Origin of the sequence: Streptomyces shenzhenensis, from assembly GCF_021462265.1 — a bacterium.
GTDB classification, from domain to species: Bacteria; Actinomycetota; Actinomycetes; order Streptomycetales; family Streptomycetaceae; genus Streptomyces; species Streptomyces shenzhenensis.
Genome location: NZ_JAJONF010000007.1, coordinates 185850 through 207046, shown reverse-complemented (window position 1 = coordinate 207046; position 21197 = coordinate 185850). Strand labels below are relative to the sequence as shown.

Genomic DNA, 21197 nt, shown 5'->3' with positions numbered 1-21197 from the left:
CGTGAGTCAGGCGGGAGAGACCTGCCAGCGGCCGGGCTGTGAGGGGTCGTACGAGGACGTGGGCGGCGGTGAGCTGTACTGCGACACCTGCGGCCTGGCGCCGGTCGTCGCGGCCGCGGGAGGGATGCTCGGCTCGTCGCCCACCGGGATTACGGCCGGCGGCAAGGACTCGACGGGCAGCGGGAGTTCGGGGACCGGCAGCGGGAGCAGTTCGCGTACGTCCTCGCAGTCCTCGAAGTCACGGCGGTCGGTCTCCGGGCGGCTGTCGCGGTCCGTGTCGGGCAGGTCGACGGGCCGTTCGGTGTCGGTGCGCAGCTCCGGTTCGTCGGCGAGCACGTCCGGGCGCAGCCGGCTGGGCGCGGGCCTGGTCACGGTGGAGCGGGTGCCGAAGCCGGACCCGCGCGAGATGGTCCTGGAGAACCCCGAGGTGCCGGAGCGGAAGCGGTTCTGCTCGCGGTCGGACTGCGGGGCGCCGGTGGGCCGGGCCCGCGGGGAGCGGCCCGGCCGGACCGAGGGGTTCTGCACCAAGTGCGGCAACCCGTATTCGTTCGTGCCCAAGCTCAAGGGCGGCGACGTGGTGCACGGCCAGTACGAGGTCGTGGGCTGTCTGGCGCACGGCGGCCTGGGCTGGATCTACCTCGCGGTGGACCGCGCCGTCTCCGACCGCTGGGTGGTCCTCAAGGGGCTGCTGGACACCGGCGACCAGGACGCGATGGCGGCCGCGATCTCCGAGCGGCGGTTCCTCGCGGAGATCGAGCACGCCAACATCGTGCGGATCTACAACTTCGTCGAGCACCTGGACCAGCGCACCGGCTCCCTCGACGGCTACATCGTCATGGAGTACGTCGGCGGCAAGTCCCTGAAGGAGATCGCCAACGCCCGCCGTACGCCGGAGGGCCGCCGCGACCCGCTCCCGGTGGAGCAGGCGTGCGCTTATGGCATCGAGGCCCTCGAGGCCCTCGGCCACCTGCACAGCCGCAACCTGCTGTACTGCGACTTCAAGGTCGACAACGCCATCCAGAGCGAGGACCAGCTCAAGCTGATCGACATGGGCGCGGTGCGCCGGACGGACGACGAGGAGTCGGCCATCTACGGCACGGTCGGCTACCAGGCGCCGGAGGTCGCCGAGGTCGGCCCGTCCGTCGCCTCCGACCTCTACACGGTCGGCCGTACCCTCGCTGTCCTCACCTTCGACTTCCAGGGCTACACGACCGTCTTCGTGGACTCGCTGCCCGATCCGGACACCATCGAGGTCTTCCGCCAGTACGAGTCGTTCTACCGGCTGCTGGTCCGGGCCACCGACCCCGATCCGGCCCGCCGGTTCGCCTCCGCGCAGGAGATGGCCGAGCAGCTGACCGGCGTGCTGCGCGAGGTCGTCTCGGTGCAGACCGGCACCGCCCGGCCCGCCCTGTCGACGCTCTTCGGGCCCGAGGTGAAGGTCACGGACACCGAGCTGTTCCCGAAGCTGGACGGGGACGTGTCCCGGCTGGGAGCGCGGCGCACGGCGTCCAGAACGCTGGCCCTGGACCCGTCGGGAGCGGCCCCGGCCGACCCGGCCCTGGTCAAACCCGTCGCCGTCCCCGCGGCCGCGCTCGCCCTGCCGGTCCCGCTGGTCGACCAGAGCGATCCGAACGCCGGGTTCCTGGCCGGCCTGTCGACCTCTCTGGTCGGCGAGGTCAGCCTGCTCGGCGCGCTGGCCGCGGCGCCGGCCCAGACGGTCGAGACCCGGCTGCGGCAGATCCGCGCCCTGCTGGAGAACGGCGACTCCGAGGCCGCGCTGGTGAGCCTCGGCCGGCTGGAGGACGAGCGGCCCGACGACTGGCGGGTGGTCTGGTACCGGGGCGTGGCCGCCCTGGTCACCGGCGACCACGAGGGCGCGGCGCTGTCCTTCGACGCGGTCTACGACGCCTTCCCCGGCGAGACGGCGCCCAAGCTGGCGCTCGGCCTGTGCGCGGAGGTGCTCGGCCAGCTGGACAACGCGGCCGAGTACTACCGGCTGGTGTGGGCGACCGACCCGGGCTTCGTCAGCTCCGCGTTCGGCCTGGGCCGGGTGCAGCTGGCGGCCGGGGACCGGCGTGGTGCCGTACGGACGCTGGAGTCGGTGCCGGAGGCCTCGATCCACTACACGGCGGCCCGGGTGGCGGCCGTACGGGCGCGGCTGCGGCACCGGACCGCGGCGGCCGACGACACGCCGTTCCTGGACGATCTGACGGCCGCCGCCGGGCAGATCGAGGCGCTGGACGCTTACGGTCTGGATCCGGCCCGGCGCGAGCAGTTGTCGGCGGAAGTCCTCGGCTGCGCGCTGGACTGGATACTCTCCGGAGGCCAGGACTCCCAGCCCGCCGTCGGCGGCCGGGTGCTGCTCGGCAGCGGTCTGGACGAGCGGGGCCTCCGCTTCGGCCTGGAACGCTCGTACCGCACGCTGGCCAGACTGGCGACCGGCGGTGAGGAGAGGATCGACCTGGTGGAACGGGCCAACCGTTACCGCCCCCGGACGTGGGTGTAGTTGATGTCGCAGATGCCCCAGCAGGCCGCACCGGCGAAGTGCCCGAGCTGCGCGGAGCCGCTCGAATCGGGTGACCTGTTCTGTGGCGCGTGCGGGTACGACCTGTCGGCCGTGCCCGCCGCGCCGCCGGACCATCCGACCCTCACCATGGGCGCCCCCGGTGTGGGACCCTCGGGTGTGCAATGGCCACCGCCCGAGCCGGAGGGCTCCGGCACACCCGCTGCCCCGCATCTGCCGACCGACCTGGCCGGCACCGACTCGGGCGGAAAGCCGCTGCCGGGGTCGACGCCGGCGCACGGCTCGCCGGACTCCCCGTCGCCGCACGGTTCACCGGCGCACGGCTCGCCGGTGTCGCCGGCCTCCGGGGTGCGGTTCGACCGGCCGCCGGAGCCCGAGGACTATCCGCTCCAGGCGCCGGACCCGCGGGTGGCCGCCTCCGCCTCCTCCACTGAGACCGCCGAGTCGGCCGAGAACAGTGAGACCGCCGAGCTGCCCAAGGTGTGCGTGGCCTGCCGCGCGGGCCGGGTCGACGACGACGGCTACTGCGAGAACTGCGGGCACGCCCAGCCCCGCGAACGCGACCACATGGAGCAGGAGGCGGGCCCGGTGGCCGCCGTCAGCGACCGCGGGCTGCGCCACCACCGCAACGAGGACGCGTTCGCCGTCGGCCACACCGCGCTGCCCGACGGCACCCCGGCCTCGGTGGCGGTCGTCTGCGACGGCGTCTCCTCGGCCACCCGCCCCGACGAGGCCTCCATGGCCGCCTCCCGGGCCGCGATCGAGTCGCTGCTGGCCGCGCTGGAGCAGGGCACCCATCCGCAGCAGGCGATGCACGACGCGATCGTCGCCGCCTCCCAGGCGGTCAACGCCCTCACGGAGGAACCCCCCTCGGCCCGTGAGCACGCCCCGCACCAGAACGCCCCGGCGTGCACGATCGTCGGCTCGGTCGTGGCTGCGGACCTGCTGGTGGTCGGCTGGGTGGGCGACAGCCGCGTCTACTGGGTGCCGGTGGACCGGAGCGCGCCGTCGGCCCGCCTCACCGAGGACGACTCCTGGGCGGCGCAGATGGTCGCCGCGGGCCTGATGAGCGAGGCCGAGGCGTACGCCGACGAGCGCGCCCACGCGATTACCGGCTGGCTCGGCGCGGACGCGTACGAACTGGAGCCGCACACCGCCTCCTTCAAGCCGGACCGGGCCGGTGTGGTGGTGGTGTGCACCGACGGCCTGTGGAACTACGCGGAGACGGCCGAGGAGATGTCCGAGGTCGTGCCCGCCGACGCGGCCCAGCGGCCGCTGCACGCGGCCCGGGTGCTGGTCGGCCACGCCCTGGACGGCGGGGGCCACGACAACGTAACAGTGGCGCTGCTGCCGTTCCCGGAACCGCCGCAGGGGGCAGGATCCGCCTGAGGCCACCGCAAAACGGCCGCAAACGGGAGACAGGCGTACGAGGACGAGGCGTACGGCGAAAGACGTACGGGGAAGCACGGGCGGACCGGAGGGGACCGGTCCGCACACCGTCAGCACCCACCACGCGTGGGGTGGAGGGGGAGCAGAGCAGTCATGGCCAATTTCTCGAAGTCGAGCGTGCCGCAGTTCTCGGTGGACGTGTACCAGAACGAGTACCTGCCGGACGGCGGCCGCGAGGTCAACGCGATCGTCACGGTGACGGCGACCGGCGGCGGCACCGTCGGGACCGCGGCCGGGGCGTCGTACGCCCCCGGGCAGGGACCGTCGGCCGGCGTGGCGGTCATGGTCGACTGCTCGGGCTCGATGGACTACCCGCCCACCAAGATGCGCAACGCCCGGGACGCCACGGCGGCCGCCATCGACACCCTGCGCGATGGCACCCACTTCGCGGTGATCGGCGGCACGCACGTCGCCAAGGAGGTCTACCCGGGCGGCGGCCGGCTCGCGGTGGCCGACCGCACCACCCGGGAGCAGGCCAAGCAGGCGCTGCGCAGGCTCAGCGCGGGCGGCGGGACGGCGATCGGCACCTGGCTCCGGCTCGCCGACCGTCTCCTGTCCTCCGCGGACGTCACCATCCGGCACGGCATCCTGCTCACCGACGGCCGCAACGAGCACGAGGCGCCGGAGGACCTCAAGGCCGCCCTGGACTCCTGCGCCGGACGGTTCACCTGTGACGCGCGCGGGGTCGGCACCGACTGGGAAGTGAAAGAAGTCACAGGGATCGCCTCCGCGCTCCTCGGCACCGCCGACATAGTCGCCGACCCCACGGGTCTGGCCGCCGACTTCACGCAGATGATGGAGACGGCGATGGGCAAGGAGGTCGCGGACGTCGCGCTGCGGCTGTGGACCCCGGTCGGCACCACCATCAAGTTCGTCAAGCAAGTGGCGCCCACCGTCGAGGAGTTGACCGGCCGGCGCACCGAGGCGGGGCCGCGCGCCGGGGACTACCCGACCGGCTCCTGGGGCGACGAGTCCCGCGACTACCACGTCTGTGTGGAGGTCCCCGCGGCCGGCCTCGGCCAGGAAATGCTCGCCGCGCGTGTCTCGTTGGTCGTCCCGCAGCCCGGGGGCACCTCCCGCTCGAGCGCAGCCGAGAGTGGGGGAGGAAGCGTCCAGAACCTCGGCGCACAGGGGCTGATCAGGGCGGTCTGGACGGACGACATGGCCGCCTCGACCTCCCTCAACCCCCAGGTCGCCCACTACACGGGGCAGGCCGAACTGGCTCAGGCCATCCAACAGGGTCTGGACCTCCGCAAAGCGGGCGATATGGATGGGGCAACGGCCAAACTGGGTCGGGCCGTTCAGTTGGCAAGCGCTTCCGGGAACGCGGATACTGCGAAACTGCTTGCGAAGGTGGTGGACGTGGTCGATGCCACGACAGGTACTGTGCGACTGAAGGCGAAGGTCGAGGAGGCCGACGAGATGACTCTCGAGACACGGTCCACAAAGACTGTTCGTGTAAAGAAGTGACCTGACGGTCCACACGCAGGATCACCCAGACAGGCTCAGGACGAACCTGACAGAGAGGGAAGCCCGCCATGCCGACCTGCCCGAACGGACACCAGTCGGGTTCCGACGACTGGTGCGAGGTGTGCGGTCACCGCATGGCCGGTGCCGTACCTCCGCCGCCCCCGCCGACCGCCGGCGGCTACGGCTTCCCGCCGCCCGCGCCCGGCGCCCCGGCCGGCGCCCCGATGGGCGGTGGCCGCCATCTGTCGGCCGTGCCGAACGGGGCCGAGCCGGAGCTGTGCCCGCAGTGCCGTACGCCCCGTGAGGGCGGTGCGCCGTTCTGCGAGGAGTGCCGGTGGAACTTCCTGACCAACACGGCCACCTCGTACACCCCGGCCGCCCCGCGCCCGCCAGCGGGCGGCGGCCCGGCCGCGCCCACCTTCCGGCCGCCGGCCCCGCCGTCGTTCGGCGGCGGCGACTCGTACGAGTACCAGGGTTCGCGCCCCTCGCAGATGAACCGCCCGGCCGAGCCGATCCCGTCCTTCGGCAGCGAGCCCTCGGGCCCGACACCGTTCGCGGGCGAGCGCGGCGGCGGCCAGTCCGCGTTCGGCGGCGGCGACCGCGGACGCCCCGGCCAGCCCGGCCAGCCCGGCCCTCCGGGGTTCGGCGGCGGCGAGCGTAGCCAGCAGTCCGGCCCTCCGGCGTTCGGCGGCGGCGACCGTGGCCAGCAGTCCGGCCCGCCCGCCTTCGGCGGCGACCGCGGCCAGTCCGCTCCCGCGCCCTTCGGTGGTGAGCGCGGTCCCTCCGCGCCGCCTCCGCCTCCGCCGTACGGCGGTGCCCCGGGCCAGAACGCCGGCGGCGCGTCCGCTTTCGGCGCCCCTCCCGGTGCCGGCCAGGCCTCCGGTCCCTACACCCGTGATCCGTCCGGCGGCCCCGCCGCCGGTCCGTTCGGCGGCTCGGACCCGTCCCGGCCGCCCGCCGGCCCCGGCCCGACCAGCGGTGGCGCACCCGGAGCCTTCCAGCAGTCGGCGCCGACCGCGCCGCCCGCCTTCCCGCAGGAGACCCGGCCGCCGGCCGGACCGTCCTTCGGCGGCCGGGACGACGACTGGGTGATCTCCCCTCCGGGGCAGGCCGCCGGCCCCGGCGCACCCGCCCGCCCCGGCGGTTACGGCTACCCGCAGCCCGGCTCCACCCAGGCCCCGCCCGGTCCCGCCTTCCCCCAGGCCCCGCAGGCTCCGGCGACCTGGACGGCGACGATCGGCCCGGACCGCGAGTACTTCATGGCGATGATGCAGCGCTCGGGTCCGGAGGCGGCCGGCCTCAACCTGCCGGCGTACTCCCCCGAGCAGCAGCGCACGCTCACCGGCAACCAGGTCACCATCGGCCGCCGCCGGCACTCCACCGGCGACACCCCCGACATCGACCTGTCGGTGCCGCCGGAGGACCCGGGCGTCTCCCACCAGCACGCGGTCCTGGTCCAGCAGCCGGACGGCAGCTGGGCGGTCGTCGACCAGAACTCGACCAACGGGACCACGGTCAACGGCGGCGAGGAGCCGATCCAGCCGTTCGTCCCGGTACCGCTGCAGGACGGGGACCGGGTGCACGTCGGGGCCTGGACGACGATCACCGTCCGACGGGGCTGAGGCGCAGCACACCGTTCACACCGGGAGAGGCCAGACAGACGGCCCCTCCCGGTCGTCCAGCCACGCCCACTCCCGGTCCTTCTCGACGCTCACCCCGAACCGCTCCCGCCCGGGCCTGCCCTCCCGCGCCCACACCTCGTACGCCTCCCGTGGACTGAGCACCCCCCGGGTCAGCTCGACCAGGAACTGGAACAGCTCGTCCTCAACGGCCCGGGACGGCACCCCGTCCAGATCTCCCAGCCCCGCCCTCGTCACGCCCCGCAACGGCACGAAGAACGCCGGGGACGGCAGGAACCTCCCCTCGGCGCGCCCTCCGCCCCGCACGGTCAGCGCCAGCAGCCCCGTGGCCACCGGCGTCAGGATCCGCGCCCCCTCCGTGCACTGCGCGACCCACGCCCGCGGCACGTTCGGCAGCGCACACGTTGCGATGATCCGGTCGTAGGGCGCCCGGTCCGGCACCCCGCGCGCGCCGTCCCCCGTGACCACGGCCGGCCGGTACCCCGCCGCGGCCAGGTGGCGCCGCGCGGACTCGGTGATCTCCGGCTCCAGGTCGACGGTGGTGACCAGGTCGTCGTCGCCCAGCCGACGCGCCAGCAGTGCCGCGTTGTAGCCGGTCCCCGCGCCGATCTCAAGCACCCGGTCGCCGTCGGCCACCCGCAGCGCGACCAGCATCCGTGCCATCAGCGAGGGCTGGCTGCTGGAGGAGATCAGCTCGCCGTCGCGCAGCCGGGTGGCCAGTGGTACGTCCTCGTAGGCGCCGCGCACCCACCGTTCCCGGGCCGCCGGATCCGGGCTCTCGCCCCATCGGCGCTCGTAGCCGCGCGCCCCGGCGACGTAGTAATAGGGAACGAACAGGTGCCGCGGCACCTGTGCGAACGCCTCCCGCCACACCGGCTCCGCCGCCCAGACCCCCTCGGCGTCGATCTCCCGCACCAGCGCGGCCCGTGCCATGGCCGCGAGGGCCTCGATCCCGCTGTCGTAGGCGCCCATGTCTCCACCCTAGGCGCGTGCCGTACCGCTGCCCGGGGTCCTAGGCCTTGAGTCCTGGGCCGCCCCGTCTGAGACCATGTACGGGTGAGAGAGATTCGGCGCGGCACGCTGCAGGAGAAGACCTTCTACGAGCAGGTCGGCGGGGAGGAGACCTTCCGCCGGCTGGTCCACCGTTTCTACGAGGGCGTCGCCGAGGACCCGGTCCTGCGTGCGATGTACCCGGAGGAGGACCTGGGACCGGCCGAGGAGCGGCTCACCCTGTTCCTCATCCAGTACTGGGGCGGTCCCACGACGTACAGCGACAACCGCGGCCACCCCCGGCTGCGGATGCGGCACGCGCCGTTCACCGTGGACCGGGCGGCGCACGACGCCTGGCTGCGGCACATGCGGGTGGCCGTGGACGAGCTCGGCCTGACCGACGTGCACCGCGAACAGCTCTGGAACTACCTCACCTACGCGGCCGCCTCGATGATCAACACCCCTGACTGACCGCCGTCGGCGCTCAGCGGACGCTGACGTCCAGGGCCCCGAGTCCCGCCCGTCGTACGGCGATCGACCCGAACGGCGTCCGCAGCCGCAGCCACGCCCCCGCCGAGAACAGCACGGCCTCGTCGCTCGGTCGCAGGAAGCCCAGTGCCTGCGCAGCGTGGACGGCCCGGACCGGCAGCGGGGTGGAGCCGACCGTCCGGGACCAGATGTCCCGCCCGATCCGGTCGAGTTCGGCCCGGGTACGGCCGTCCGGGGCCAGTTCCTCGGTACGGGACCGGAACTCACCGACCGCGGCGGCGACCATGGCCCGCAGTGCGTGCGGCGCGGGCAGTCCCGGCTCGGCCTGCCAGCCGCCCCGCGGCGGGAGCACCCCGGCCCACGGCGGGCCGGTCACCGGCTTCGGTACGGCGGCCGTGGCGGCCCGCTCGTCCACCGACTCCAGCAGCTCCCCCGCCGACACGGTCACGTCGAGTGTGACGTCCAGGCCGTCCTCGTACGGCTTGGCGAGCCGTACCGCGCGGATCGCCAGCACCTCGAAGGACGGCGGCCGCCCGAAGACGGCGAGCGCGGTACCGGCCGCCTGGAGCCGCACCGCGGCCGAGCGGTCGTAGTGGAGCAGCCGGGACAGGAAGGCCGCGAGATCCGCCGCCTCCCCGTCGTCAGCGAGGTGGAGCACCGTCATGCGGCGACGGCCTCCTCCTTGTCGTCGTCGCGGTACTCCTCCAGGAAGTCCCGCTCCTCGGCGGTGATCCGGCGCGGCCGGCCGGCCTCGAAGTCGAACGGCACGACCACCGTGGAGGCCCGCACGTAGACCAGGTCGTCGTCCTTCACCTCATAGGTGATGGTGAAGGACGCGGCCCTGATCTCGGTGATCCACAGCTCGATGTCGACCGGGTGGTGCCGGTGGACGAGCTGCCGCTTGTAGTCGATCTCGTGGCGCGCCACCACGGACCCCTGCTTGAACTCCTTGTCCGGGCGGAACAGGAAGTCGATGCGGGCTTCCTCCAGGTAGCGGATGAAGACCACGTTGTTGACATGGCCGTACGCGTCCATGTCGGACCAGCGCAGGGGGCAGCGGTAGAGATGACGCAAGACCGATCAGCCCCGGGTCAGCTTCTTGTGGGTGGCACGGTGCGGACGCGCGGCGTCCGCGCCCAGCCGCTCGATCTTGTTCTTCTCGTACGACTCGAAGTTGCCCTCGAACCAGAACCACTTGGACTCGCCCTCGTAGGCGAGGATGTGCGTGGCGACCCGGTCGAGGAACCACCGGTCGTGGGAGACGACGACGGCGCAGCCGGGGAACTCCAGCAGCGCGTTCTCCAGGCTGGAGAGGGTCTCCACGTCCAGGTCGTTGGTCGGCTCGTCGAGGAGCAGCAGGTTGCCGCCCTGCTTGAGGGTGAGCGCGAGGTTGAGGCGGTTGCGCTCACCGCCGGAGAGGACACCGGCCGGCTTCTGCTGGTCCGGGCCCTTGAACCCGAACGCGGACACGTACGCCCGGCTCGGCATCTCGACCTGGCCGACGTTGATGTAGTCGAGTCCGTCGGACACGACCTCCCAGAGCGTCTTCTTGGGGTCGATGTTGGCGCGCCCCTGGTCGACGTACGAGATCTTGACGGTCTCGCCGACCTTGATGTCGCCGGAGTCCGGCGTCTCAAAGCCCTGGATCATCTTGAACAGGGTGGTCTTGCCGGCACCGTTCGGGCCGATGATCCCGACGATCCCGTTCCGCGGCAGCGTGAACGACAGTCCCTCCACGAGGACCTTGTCCCCGAAGGCCTTGTTCAGCTTGTCGACCTCGACGACGATGCTGCCGAGCCGCGGGCCCGGCGGGATCTGGATCTCCTCGAAGTCCAGCTTCCGCATCTTGTCGGCTTCCGCGGCCATCTCCTCGTACCGCGCGAGACGGGCCTTGGACTTGGCCTGGCGCCCCTTGGCGTTCGACCGCACCCACTCCAGCTCTTCCTTGAGCCGCTTCTGCCGCTTGGCGTCCTTCTGGCCCTCGACCTTGAGGCGGGTGGCCTTGGTCTCCAGGTAGGTGGAGTAGTTGCCCTCGTACGGGTACGCGCGCCCGCGGTCGAGCTCGAGGATCCACTGGGCCACGTTGTCCAGGAAGTACCGGTCGTGGGTGATGGCCACGACGGTTCCCTCGTACTTGGCGAGGTGCTGCTCCAGCCAGTTCACCGACTCGGCGTCGAGGTGGTTGGTGGGCTCGTCGAGCAGCAGCAGGTCGGGAGCTTCGAGCAGCAGCTTGCAGAGCGCGACACGGCGCTTCTCGCCACCGGAGAGGGTGGTGACGGGCCAGTCGCCGGGCGGGCAGCCGAGGGCGTCCATGGCCTGCTCCAGCTGAGCGTCCAGGTCCCACGCGTTCGCGTGGTCCAGCTCCTCCTGCAGCTTGCCCATCTCGTCGAGCAGGGCGTCGGAGTAGTCCGTGGCCATCAGCTCGGCGATCTCGTTGAACCGGTCGAGCTTGCCCTTGATCTCGGCGACACCCTCCTGGACGTTCTCCAGGACGGTCTTCTCCTCGTTGAGCTCGGGCTCCTGCAGGAGGATGCCGACGCTGTAACCGGGCGAGAGGAAGGCGTCGCCGTTGGACGGCTGCTCGATCCCCGCCATGATCTTCAGCACGGTCGACTTACCGGCACCGTTCGGACCGACGACGCCGATCTTGGCACCCGGCAGGAAGCTCAGGGTGACGTCGTCGAGAATCACCTTGTCGCCGTGCGCCTTGCGCGCCTTGCGCATGGTGTAAATGAACTCAGCCAAGAGAAACCGTCCGGCATCTTGAAATCTGGCAGTGGGCAGATACACCCCATCTTGCCTGACGTCCAGCCTTGGGTGTTAACCCGTTTGGTTGGAGGGCTGTGACCTGCGGTTTCACCGCTGGCGGCGGTGACTCGCCTGTCGACGGTGACTCGTCTGTCACTTTCGGTCGCCGTTGCGTGCCCTCGGGAAGCGCCCCGGACGGCCCGGGGACGGTCCAGGAGCCAACCTGAGCCGGGGCTACTCGCGCCCGCGACGTGGAAGCACGGACGAAAGGAGCGGGACAGCATCCGGCGAGCGCCGGCTCCGCGTCTGCCGCCTGCTCCGCAGAGGGGTCGTCGAGTCGCGCGACGGGAACATCGATGGACGTCAGCAAATCCTGAGCGGCATCGAATCAACGCCTCGGAAGCCGCACCTCCTGCCCTTCCGGCCTGCGACCGTCCTCACCACGGATTCATCAGCGTGGGGCGCGCTGATCGGCTTGGCAGGCGTCATCGCGGGAGCCGGCGCGACTTTCGCCGGGGTCGTACACCAACAACGCCACGGGGCTCGCGCAGTGGAGATCGCCAGGCGGCGGGGTGACACCTCAACGGCGGCAGAGCGGCTCCTGTCGAGCTGCCGGCTGTGCAGCAGAATCCGCGGCGGGGTATCCACGGTGCCGCTGCGGACGAACTTCGAGGTGGAGACCGACCACACCTGCTACGCGACCGACCTCGACGTGCTGGTGCACAACACCTGTGGTGGGTACTTCGAGATCTACGACACCCCGGAGGACGCCGCCCGTGCGACGTTCACCGGAAAGATGGCCGCGAAGTACGGTTTCACCAAGGTGACCATCGAGGAGACCGTCGGCTCGCCCGGCGAGTACACAGCGGCGAAGGTGGTGTTCAGGAAGTGACCGACCGAACGGCGATCGTGGCCGGCCTGCGCCGGCTCGGCGAGGAGGGCCGCCCGGCCTCCGAGGCCGCGCGCTGGGTGATGCGGGAGATGGGGGACGACTTCAAGGTCTTCCAGCTCATGGTCCACTTCTTCAGCGCCTACCACGTCCCGGTGGAACGCCTCCGGGAAATGGAACGCTGGGAGGGCCTGGGCACCGGCGGCCCCCTCACGGACGCGGAGTTGGACGCGGTCATCGGCCCGCTCATGGTCCAGTAAGCACCGCCGTCCTGACGGGGCGGCGGTAGGGATTCTCAGTGCGGGGCGGTCACCGGACGGTGGCCGCCCCTTCCGTCACGGCTCGCCCACACCCGGCTGTCGCCGTCCGAACGGGACGTTCGGCCGCTGGCGCCCGCGGTCGAGGCCTGGCCCCCGGCCCGCGCCGCCGGACCGGATACGCACACGCTCCTCGCCGGCCCGGCGTCCTGAGCCGATCGACAGCACCGAGTCGTGCGACCACAGGGACAGGACGGAGTCCGAGGACGACGACGTGCGGGGTGCGGGTGAGGTGCTCATGCCGTCATGGTGCCCGCCCGGGAGTCAGCCCGTCTGCTGGTTCTCGCGCCGCCGCAGGATCACCAGGACCGCGCCGCCGATCACCACCAGGCCGATGGCCACGCCCGTGATCACGCCGGTCGCGGAGTCGCCGCCGGTCGCGGCCAGGTTGGCGTCGACCCCGGCGCCGCCGACCGAGGCGGGGCTGGGGTCGCTGAGGGTCTGGGTGGTGAGGCCGGCGTCGGTGCCCTGGGTCTTGCAGTCGAGGACACCGGTGAAGCGGCGTTCGAGGCCGTTCGCGCCGGTGATCGTGAAGTCGTAGGCCTGGTCCTCCTGGAGCGGGATGGTCACCGTCCGCGAGGTGCCGGCGGGGATGGTGTACTCGGTGCTCACCAGTTCGAAGGTGAACGGCTTGTCTCCGGTGTTGGCCGCGGTGATGTTCACGCCGCCCCGGGCGCAGTCCTTCTCGGCCGACAGCGCCGGTATCGCGCCCTGGCCCGCCCAGGTCGCGTTCGCGGTCGCGGCGACCGTCGACTCGCTGGAGCCGGCCAGGATCTGCGTCTGGCTGCGGCTGTCGGAGGTGAAGGCGCGGCCGACGGGGACCGTCGTCGACGCCTGGACGGTCAGTTCGGCCGAGCCGTCCGCGGCGTCGTCCGGGACCTTGAAGTACAGCTTGCCGCCGTCCTGGGCGGTGGTGACCGGCTTGCCGGCCTTGTCGGTGATCCGTACGCCGCTCAGTGCCGCGTCGGACGGCGGTATCACGGTGACCGTGCGCGCGTTGGTGTGGACCGTCACCGGGCCGAGCAGGCCGCCCGGCCGGCCGGAGACGGCTGCCGGGGAGAGGGTCAGCGAGGCCGGCGGCTCGTTCTGGCCGCGGGCGTTCCTCTCCAGGTAGTCGGCCAGCTTCTCGGCCTGCGGGTCGACGGCGTCGACGTCCGCGCCGTCCGAGTAGCGCCAGATCGCCACCTGGGTGCCGGCCGCCGCGTCCTGCTCGGTGAGGCTGCCGACCCCGGCCTTGCGGGCCAGCGCCGCGAGATCGTTGACCTGCGGGTAGGAGTTCTGCAGGATCCAGCGGATGTCGCCGGCGTTCTTGTTGGCGCCGAGCGAGGTGCCGCTCCACGCCGTCTCGCGGTATTTGGCGTCCCGCTGGGCGGGGTTGTGGAGGTCGACGCAGTACGTCTGGAGCGTGCCGCCGCCGTCCACGGACATCTCGAACAGGCCCGCGGCCACCTGTTCGTCGCCGCCGTCGCCGTGGACCACGGCCGCGCCGTAGGTCTTCAGCCCGCCCATGGTCGCCGTCGCCCCGCTCTGGCTCGCGGCGGTCCCGTCGTCGGCCGCGGCCCGGCCGGCGCCGGTCAGCGCGACGGCGGCCACCAGCCCGGACACCAGGGTCGCGGCGGCGAGGCGGGCCATGCCTCTCGCGGCCACGGCGGTGCCGTAGTGCCTGGTGGACGCGCGGGGCGCCGAAGGACCAGAGAACGCAGCGAGCACAGAATTCCCCTTCGAGCAGGACCCGTTGGAAGCGGGGGGGATGGTCCCACCAGCAGAATCAGCGGCCCCAGGGGCCACGCCCGGCATCCTATGGATCAGCCGGACCGGCCTTTCCCGGTGAGATGGTCCGATGAGCGATCCGATCCGTAATCGTTATCGCGGGAGCCTCGGCGAGCCTGGCTTGTCGGCAAATCCACCCGGTCACCCCGGCCGTGGCGCCGGCGCCGCGGAGTGCCTTCACCGATAAGCCGTCAAAGGGCGTTCGTACGTGGAGGGTTACACCACGTCACGTCACCGCCGCCGGTTCCGGTTCTGGTTCCGGTTGCGTCTGTGCGGACGTGCCGGAGGACTCCGCCGGTGTCTCCCAGTTCGGTTCCGGGCGCGGTGGCACCGGTGCCGGTGTCGTCGTGTCCGGCTTGCCGGTGCGCCGGAAGGCCGACGTACCGCGGGCCAGGTCGTGGCCGATCGAGACCGCGTCGATGTCGGCGGAGGTCCGCTGCTGTCCCTCCCGGGTCTCGGTGCGCACCTTCAGCCGCCCCTGTACGACGACCGGGTCGCCGACCGCCAGCGAGGTCGCCGTGTTGGTGGCGAGCTGCCGGTTGGCCCACACCGTGAAGAAGTTGGTGTGGCCGTCCGTCCAGGTGTTCTTCTCCCGGTCCCAGTAGCGCGAGGTCACCGCCAGCCGGAACCGCGCCGACGGTCCCGCCGCCAGTTCCCGGAACACCGGCTGCGTCGCCACGTTGCCCACCGCGCAGACCATCGTCTCGTTCATCACGAACCCCTCCCTCGCCCGGCCGCCGCGGCCGGGCGGATCCGCGTACGGGTCCGTCCCGTACGACTGTGTCCACCGCGGCGACCGCGTGCGGGGGATGCGTTCGTGCTCGTGCTCGCCGAATGTGTCCGGACGTGTCCGTGTGCGCCCGCATCCATCCGAGGCACATCGGGGTACCTCCGTGTACGCGCTGGTACGTCGAGGTGCACCCCATGTGCGCCGTGATCGCCGTGGGACCAGACTGCCGCCGCCGGCCCGGACCCGCCGGGCGCTGTGGACCACCGCCGGCCTGTGGAAAACTCCACCGCCCGGACGGGTGACCCACGCCCCCGGCCGGAGCCTGACCCCACCCAGGCCCGTCCGCGTCACCCGTCCCCGATCCGTCCGCGTCACCCGGCCCCGGCACCGGCGCCGCCCGCGACACCCGATCCCGGCACCGTCCGCGTCACCTCACTCCGACGCCCACCCGGCGTCACCTCACTCCGGCGCCCACTCGCGTCACCCTCCCGTACTGCTCCCGTACCTCCTGGTAGCGCAGCAGTTCCGCCGCCACCGGGTCCAGCACCCGGGCCCGTCCGCAGCCGGCCGCCGCCTCCCGGAGCCGGCGCTCGGCCTCCAGGCCGTACCGGCGGGCCGGTCCGCGGGCGGCGATCCGGCAGCCCCACTCGACCAGCGGTCCGCCGACGATCCCGGCGATCATCAGCAGCACCGGAACGCCCAGGTTGGGCGCCATCACTCCGGCGATCTGCCCGACCAGCCACAGCCCGCCGAGCACCTGGAGCAGCGTCATGGCGGCCTGGGCGAGCACCGCCACCGGCCACCAGCCCGGCCGCGGTGGCCGCCCCGGCGGCAGTCCGGCCCGTGCGGCCAGCTCGTCGAGCGCCTCCGAAAGACCCTGCGAACCGCGTACGGCCGCCTCGCGCACCGCCTGCGCCCAGGGGGCGGGCAGCCCGGCCGAGGCCCGCTCGGAGACCGTGCGCACCGCCTGCTCGACGCGCTGCCGCGCCGTGGCCTCCTCCTCCGGCTGGGCCTTCCGCAGGCGCCCGGTGGGCGGCTCGCCGCGCTTCTGGTACCAGCGCCACAACCGCAGCCAGGGTGTGCCGCAGGCCCGGTTGGCGTTGCGCCGCCAGGCCCGTTCGGCGGCCTCGCCGGCGGCGGTGGCGCCGACCGCGTCCGCGAGCCGCGCCGCGAACTCGTCGCGCGCCTCCTCGCTGAGCTCGGCGCGCCGCCCGGTGGCGTAGACCGGGCGCAGCCGGGCCGCGGCGGCGTCCAGGTCGGCGGCGACACGGCGCGCGGCCGCGCCCCGCTCGGACACGAACTGGCCGAGCACATCGCGCAGTTCGCCGACGCCGTCGCCGGTGAGCGCGGACAGCGCGAGCACGGTCGCGCCGGGGTCGCCGTACTCGCCGAGCGCGATGCCGTCGTCGTCGAGCAGCCGGCGCAGATCGTCCAGGACCTGGTCCCTGGCCTCGCCGGGCAGCCGGTCGGTCTGGTTGAGGACGATGAACATGACCTCGGCGTGGCCGGCCATGGGCCGTAGATAGCGCTCGTGGAGGACCGCGTCGGCGTACTTCTCCGGGTCGACGACCCAGATCACCGCGTCGACCAGTTTCAGGATCCGGTCGACCTGTTCACGGTGCTGGACGGCGGCCGAGTCGTGGTCGGGCAGGTCGATCAGGATCAGGCCGCGCAGTTGCGCGTCCGCCTCCGGGTTGTGCACGGGGCGGCGGCGCAGCCGGCCGGGGATGCCGAGCCGGTCGATGAGGGCCGCGCTGCCGTCGCTCCAGCTGCACGCGATGGGCGCGGCGGTGGTGGGCCGTCGCACCCCGGTCTCCGAGATGGCGACTCCGGCGAGCGCGTTGAACAGCTGGGACTTGCCGCTGCCGGTGGCGCCGGCGAGGGCGACGACGGTGTGCTGGCCGGAGAGCCGGCGCCGGTTGGCCGCCTCGTCCAGGACCCGGCCGGCCTCGGCGAGGGTGTTGCTGTCGAGGCGGGTGCGGGAGAGGCCGACCAGTTCGCGCAGTGCGTCGAGGCGGGAGCGCAGCGGGCCGTCGTACGCGAGCGGGGCGGGGGCCGGGGCGCCGGGGCCGCGGGTCTCCAGGACGGGGACGGCGGCTTTGGCGGTCTCGGTGACGCGGCGGGCGATGAGGCCGTCGTCCCACACGTCGTCGTCGTCGGCGGCGGCGGCGGCCTGATCGTCGTCGGCGGGCGGGGTGTCTTCGGCCGGCTCCCGTTGCTGGTCCCGCACGCGCGCGTGCGGCACGTTCTCGGTTCCGGCGGCGGCTTCGGCAGCCTCGGGAGCCTGCGGAGATCCGCCGGCTTCGGGGACCCGGGGGCGCTCGGTGGCTTTGCCGGTGTCCGCGGGCGCCTTGGTCCCCTTGGGTTCCTTGGGCGCCCCCTCGGCCCCGTCCCGGTGCTGGTCACCGTCCGGGACACGTGCCCGTACGGACTCCCGTACGGCGTCCGGTGCGGAGTCCGCCGCGGTCAGGCCGGTCTCGAAGCCGTCGGCGTGGTCACCGGTGTAGTCACTGGTGTGATCCATGCGTTTCATGTGATCCGTGTGGTCGTGGTCAGTGACGGCGGTCACCGGTCACCTCTCCTTCTGCAGGACGGACAGGGCGGCGATGAGTTCGGACTGGGGTTCGGGGTGCACGTCGAGGGCGTCCAGCGGGGCGAGGCGGCGCTCGCGTGCGGCGTACAGGACGCGGTCCACGTGCTCGTTGAGCAGCCGTCCCGCCCGGTCGCGCAGCCGCAGCGCGCCGTGGGCGCCGATGCGCTCGGCGAGCCGCTCCCCCGCCGCCCTGGTACGCCGTCCGCCGAGCAGCGCGGTGGCCACCAGGGCGGCGACGGCCTCGGAGTCCGGGGCGACGCTGCGGTCGAGCTCGCGCACCTCGTCCTCGGCGTACTCCTCCAGCTCGCGCCGCCAGCGCCGGACGGCGAGGCCGATGCGGTGCTCGGCGCTCTCCAGGGAGGGGTCGCGGTCGGCGAGTCCGGGGGCGGCGGAGGCCGGCTCGCGCCGCCAGGCGTCGTCGACGCGTTCGTCGGCGGCGGTGACGGCGCACAGCAGCAGGGCGGCGAGGCTCTCCGCCAGGGCGTCCAGGAGTTCACCGGCGGTGCAGTCCAGGGGGTAGGCGCGCCAGCGCTTGAGGGCGTCGCCGGCGAGGACGGCTCCGCTCTGCAGGCGTCCTCGCACGCGCGCGTGCTCGCTGTCGTAGGCCGTGTCGACGGCAGAGGTCAGGCGCAGCGCGGCGGCGTACTGGGCGGCGGCGGCACCGGCCAGCTCGGGCATGCGGGCCTTGAGGGAGTCGAGGAGGCCGTGGGCGGTGCGGGCCAGGGTGTGGCTGCGGGCGCCGGGGTCCTGGGCCTGGTGGAGGAGCCAGGCGCGCAGCGGGGCGACCGCGGTGGCCGGGAGCAGCCCGCCGCCCCAGGCCGACTCGGGCAGCTCGGGCACCGTGAACCGGGGTACGTCGCCGAGTCCGGCCTTGGTGAGGAGGGCGCCGTACTGCCGGGAGACCTCGGAGACGACCGTGTGCGGGACCCGGTCGAGGACGGTCACCAAGGTGGCCTTGTACTCCTTGGCGGTGCGCAGCAGGTGCCAGGGGACGGCGTCGGCGTAGCGGGCGGCCGTGGTCACCATCACCCAGATGTCGGCGGCGCAGATGAGTTCGGCGGCGAGGACGCGGTTGTCGACGACCAGGGAGTCGATGTCCGGGGCGTCGAGCAGGGCGAGGCCGCGGGGGATGCTCTCCGCGGTCTCGATGCGCAGCACGCGCCCGGGGTTCTCGCCGGGGAGGAGGAGATCGTCGCGGGGCTCCTGGTGCGGTACCCATTCGCGGGTGAGGTCGGGCAGCACGCGCATGCCGCTGAACCAGTGATGGTCCTCCGGATGGCAGACCAGGACCGGCGTGCGGGTGGTCGGCCGCAGCACGCCCGCCTCGCTGACCCGGCGGCCCACGAGTGAGTTGACGAGGGTCGACTTGCCCGCGCCCGTGGAGCCGCCCACGACGGCCAGAAGAGGCGCTTCGGGCTCTCTGAGGCGGGGCACCAGATAATCGTCGAGCTGTGCGAGGAGTTCGTCGCGGTTGGCACGCGCGCGTGGAGCCCCCGCCAGGGGCAGCGGGAAGCGTGCGGCAGCGACACGGTCGCGCAGGGCGGAGAGTGTGTCGAGCAGCTGAGGCCGTACGTCCAAGGTCACCACATGCGAAGAATGCCCAATTTTAGGGGAATTCTGAAGCATATAGACATGTCTGCGCGCCGACAGGACACAACGGGCGGAAGGGGCGACCGGGACGGAGGCACAGTCCAGGCATAACGAGTGCACAACACCCGGTGCGCCGGGCGCCAAAAGCGATGCACGATTCGTACCTGCCTGCGATTATCAGGACCGCTTCACTGAACCTCCACATTGAGCCACGGAGGCGAAGCAGCAGGGGCACGGATCAGCAAGTCCTATCCTTGTCCCCGGCAACGTCACGGACCCGCCCCCACCAGGGCAGTACGTACGAGGCCAGCACAGCCGGCCCCCGTAGCTCAGTGGATAGAGCAGGCGCCTTCTAAGCGCTTGGCCGCAGGTTCGAGTCCTGCCGGGGGCGCGCACGGCCCCTCACCTGCGGGAACGCGTGGGGGGCTTTTTCGTGTCCCGGATGCACATCGCTCCATGAGCAAGCGCCTTCAATCTATCCACGATCGCGAGTAACGGTGTAGCACCGAGTAGCACACCTTCGCTATCGTGGACAGCATGACAGCGCAGCCGGAGATCACTCAGCGCGATCTGCGCACCCGCTCCAAAGAGATCATGGACGCGGTCCAGGGAGGACAGGCGTTCACCGTCACCCGCGACGGACACCGTGTCGGCGAACTGATCCCGCTCCGCGGCCGTCGCCGCTTCGTTCCCCGTGCCGAGTTCGCGGCCATGTCACGCACCGCCCCCGACATCTCACTGGATGCCTTCCGCGACGACCAGGACGCCGTCGTCGAGCAGGAGTTGGACGACCCGTATGCCCGCTGAGCACGAGCAGGGATTGCTCGACACCAACATCATGATCCTGCGCAAGTGGATCGACGCCGGCGAACTGCCCGCCGAGATGGCCATCAGCGCGATCACTCTCGCGGAACTCTCGGCTGGGCCCCACCAGGTGCGCGGCACCGGCGAGCAGAGCGACTACGACGAACATGCCGAGCGGGCCCGCCGCATGGACGTCCTGCAGCGCGCCGAGAACGAATTCGACCCCATCCCCTTCGACGTGGAGGCCGCCCGCCTCTACGGCAGAATCTGCGCCGCCGTTGTCTCCGCAGGACGCAAGCCCCGTCGACGCATGGCCGACCTGATGATCGCCGCCACCGCGGCTGCCGAGCAACTCCCCCTCTTCACCACCAACCCCGACGACTTCAAGGGCCTCGACGACCTGGTCACCATCGTGCCCGTCACCCGGCCCGAGATCCTGCACGACCGGTAGGCCGCGAACGTGTCTTCGCCCTGTCCCCATCAGCCGGTACGAAGGCACGATGGACGGCAGTCGGCCAAGGGTCCCCCGGACGAGACCAAGCGCTTTGACGGCGTTCGTTCGCGAGCGACCAGCGAAGACGCAGGTGAGCACACCGCTCAGCCCCTGACACCTTCTAAGCGCTTGGCCGCAGGTTCGAGTCCTGCCGGGGGCGCTCTCCCCCTCCCCTGCCGCAGCGGGGATCCGGTCGGCGGAAACCGTTCGGCCGCCGCCGTCCGCAGCGCCTCGGGGAGCGCGGCCACCGCCGGCAGACGGATCACATCCGGCCACAGCAACGCATGGACCCGTCGCCGCGGGACGGCGGACAACGTTGTCACAGCCGCCGGGTGCCAGAGGCCACCGGTGGCACCGGGCTCGGCCACCGGTGGCGCCCTTCCGGGGCTCAGCTCCGGCCGACCAGATCGCTCAGGATCGCGGCCAGTTCCCCCACCGACTGCTCGCGCAGCAGGTGGTGGGCCGGTACCGGGATGTTCAGGGCCGACTCCAGGGTGCGCTGGAGGGTCAGCGCGGTGAGGGAGTCGATGCCCTGGGTGTAGAGGGGGCGGTCGCGGGCGATGCGGTGGGCCGGGGGGATGTCCAGGTGCTGGGCGAGGTTCCGGCAGAGGAACGTCTCGAATGCCGCCCGGCGGTCGTCGCCGGAGGTGTCGCGCAGGGCGCCCAGGTTCAGCGCGCTGATGGCCGGTATGCCTGACACT

19 protein-coding genes and 1 tRNA gene are annotated in these 21197 nt (G+C 72.4%); 10 read left to right on the top strand and 10 right to left on the bottom strand.

The window, feature by feature from the left end; translation table 11 throughout:
* Position 1: 1 nt before the first annotated feature.
* The 4 genes from LQ326_RS12925 (at position 2) to LQ326_RS12910 (ending at position 7065) form a co-directional block, all read left to right on the top strand.
* Positions 2 to 2506 (top strand): serine/threonine-protein kinase, encoded by a 2505-nt coding sequence (locus LQ326_RS12925; RefSeq protein ID WP_234535870.1) that lies wholly within the window; start codon positions 2 to 4, stop codon positions 2504 to 2506.
* The gene (locus LQ326_RS12920) at positions 2507 to 3913 is read left to right on the top strand and encodes a PP2C family protein-serine/threonine phosphatase (RefSeq protein WP_372496820.1); all 1407 of its coding nucleotides are present in this window, start codon (positions 2507 to 2509) and stop codon (positions 3911 to 3913) included. It begins immediately after the preceding gene.
* 153 nt (positions 3914 to 4066) lie between these two features.
* The gene (locus LQ326_RS12915) at positions 4067 to 5443 is read left to right on the top strand and encodes a vWA domain-containing protein (RefSeq protein ID WP_234535866.1); all 1377 of its coding nucleotides are present in this window, start codon (positions 4067 to 4069) and stop codon (positions 5441 to 5443) included.
* Between the two features lie 68 nt (positions 5444 to 5511).
* Positions 5512 to 7065 carry an FHA domain-containing protein gene (locus LQ326_RS12910; RefSeq protein WP_234535864.1) on the top strand — a complete coding sequence of 518 codons (1554 nt, stop codon included), beginning with the start codon at positions 5512 to 5514 and terminating at the stop codon, positions 7063 to 7065.
* Between the two features lie 15 nt (positions 7066 to 7080).
* Here LQ326_RS12910 and LQ326_RS12905 read toward each other — a convergent pair whose 3' ends face one another.
* Positions 7081 to 8055: a methyltransferase domain-containing protein gene (locus LQ326_RS12905; protein WP_234535862.1), complete on the bottom strand. Its 975-nt coding sequence runs from the start codon at positions 8053 to 8055 to the stop codon at positions 7081 to 7083.
* A gap of 84 nt (positions 8056 to 8139) precedes the next feature.
* Here LQ326_RS12905 and LQ326_RS12900 point away from each other — a divergent pair, with 84 nt between their 5' ends.
* Positions 8140 to 8544: a globin gene (locus LQ326_RS12900; RefSeq protein WP_234535860.1), complete on the top strand. Its 405-nt coding sequence runs from the start codon at positions 8140 to 8142 to the stop codon at positions 8542 to 8544.
* A 13-nt stretch (positions 8545 to 8557) separates the two neighbouring features.
* Here the strand turns inward: LQ326_RS12900 and LQ326_RS12895 are convergent, their stop codons facing one another.
* Genes LQ326_RS12895 through ettA form a run of 3 tightly spaced genes read right to left on the bottom strand, consistent with a single transcriptional unit; the run spans position 8558 to position 11307 of the window.
* The gene (locus LQ326_RS12895; RefSeq protein WP_234535858.1) at positions 8558 to 9226 is read right to left on the bottom strand and encodes a DUF8185 domain-containing protein; all 669 of its coding nucleotides are present in this window, start codon (positions 9224 to 9226) and stop codon (positions 8558 to 8560) included.
* A complete protein-coding gene (locus LQ326_RS12890) occupies positions 9223 to 9636 on the bottom strand; it encodes an acyl-CoA thioesterase (protein ID WP_234535856.1) in 414 nt (137 codons plus the stop codon). Before LQ326_RS12890 ends, LQ326_RS12895 begins: the two co-directional genes overlap by 4 nt.
* Positions 9637 to 9642: 6 nt before the next feature.
* Positions 9643 to 11307 (bottom strand): energy-dependent translational throttle protein EttA, encoded by a 1665-nt coding sequence (gene ettA, locus LQ326_RS12885; RefSeq protein WP_234535854.1) that lies wholly within the window; start codon positions 11305 to 11307, stop codon positions 9643 to 9645.
* A gap of 652 nt (positions 11308 to 11959) precedes the next feature.
* On the opposite strand from ettA, the gene LQ326_RS12880 reads away from it, so the two are divergent.
* On the top strand, positions 11960 to 12202 hold the full coding sequence (locus LQ326_RS12880) for a hypothetical protein (protein WP_234535852.1): 243 nt from the start codon (positions 11960 to 11962) through the stop codon (positions 12200 to 12202).
* On the top strand, positions 12199 to 12459 hold the full coding sequence (locus LQ326_RS12875) for a hypothetical protein (protein WP_234535849.1): 261 nt from the start codon (positions 12199 to 12201) through the stop codon (positions 12457 to 12459). The genes LQ326_RS12880 and LQ326_RS12875 overlap by 4 nt, the downstream gene beginning before the upstream one ends.
* Before the next feature lie 75 nt (positions 12460 to 12534).
* On the opposite strand, the gene LQ326_RS12870 is transcribed toward LQ326_RS12875, so the two are convergent.
* The 5 genes from LQ326_RS12870 to LQ326_RS12850 all read right to left on the bottom strand — a co-directional run bounded on the left by LQ326_RS12870 (position 12535) and on the right by LQ326_RS12850 (position 19196).
* Positions 12535 to 12756: a hypothetical protein gene (locus LQ326_RS12870; RefSeq protein ID WP_234535847.1), complete on the bottom strand. Its 222-nt coding sequence runs from the start codon at positions 12754 to 12756 to the stop codon at positions 12535 to 12537.
* Positions 12757 to 12780: 24 nt separating this feature from the next.
* Positions 12781 to 14148, bottom strand: a complete 1368-nt coding sequence (locus LQ326_RS12865) for a Cys-Gln thioester bond-forming surface protein (protein ID WP_234535984.1) — start codon at positions 14146 to 14148, stop codon at positions 12781 to 12783.
* A 364-nt stretch (positions 14149 to 14512) separates the two neighbouring features.
* The gene (locus LQ326_RS12860) at positions 14513 to 14998 is read right to left on the bottom strand and encodes a single-stranded DNA-binding protein (RefSeq protein ID WP_234535845.1); all 486 of its coding nucleotides are present in this window, start codon (positions 14996 to 14998) and stop codon (positions 14513 to 14515) included.
* A 472-nt stretch (positions 14999 to 15470) separates the two neighbouring features.
* On the bottom strand, positions 15471 to 17540 hold the full coding sequence (locus LQ326_RS12855; protein ID WP_234535843.1) for a YfjP family GTPase: 2070 nt from the start codon (positions 17538 to 17540) through the stop codon (positions 15471 to 15473).
* Between the two features lie 48 nt (positions 17541 to 17588).
* Entirely contained in the window at positions 17589 to 19196 is a 1608-nt protein-coding gene (locus tag LQ326_RS12850; RefSeq protein WP_234535840.1) for a dynamin family protein, read from the bottom strand.
* Positions 19197 to 19517: 321 nt separating this feature from the next.
* On the opposite strand from LQ326_RS12850, the gene LQ326_RS12845 reads away from it, so the two are divergent.
* The 3 genes from LQ326_RS12845 (at position 19518) to LQ326_RS12835 (ending at position 20454) form a co-directional block, all read left to right on the top strand.
* Positions 19518 to 19590 (top strand) — tRNA-Arg (locus LQ326_RS12845).
* A gap of 146 nt (positions 19591 to 19736) precedes the next feature.
* Positions 19737 to 20006: a type II toxin-antitoxin system Phd/YefM family antitoxin gene (locus LQ326_RS12840; RefSeq protein ID WP_187828868.1), complete on the top strand. Its 270-nt coding sequence runs from the start codon at positions 19737 to 19739 to the stop codon at positions 20004 to 20006.
* Complete coding sequence (locus LQ326_RS12835; protein ID WP_234535838.1) at positions 19996 to 20454, top strand: type II toxin-antitoxin system VapC family toxin; 459 nt, start codon at positions 19996 to 19998, stop codon at positions 20452 to 20454. Before LQ326_RS12840 ends, LQ326_RS12835 begins: the two co-directional genes overlap by 11 nt.
* A 430-nt stretch (positions 20455 to 20884) precedes the next feature.
* Here the strand turns inward: LQ326_RS12835 and LQ326_RS12830 are convergent, their stop codons facing one another.
* Positions 20885 to 21196 (bottom strand): acyl carrier protein, encoded by a 312-nt coding sequence (locus tag LQ326_RS12830; protein WP_234535836.1) that lies wholly within the window; start codon positions 21194 to 21196, stop codon positions 20885 to 20887.
* Between the last annotated feature and the right edge of the window lies 1 nt (position 21197).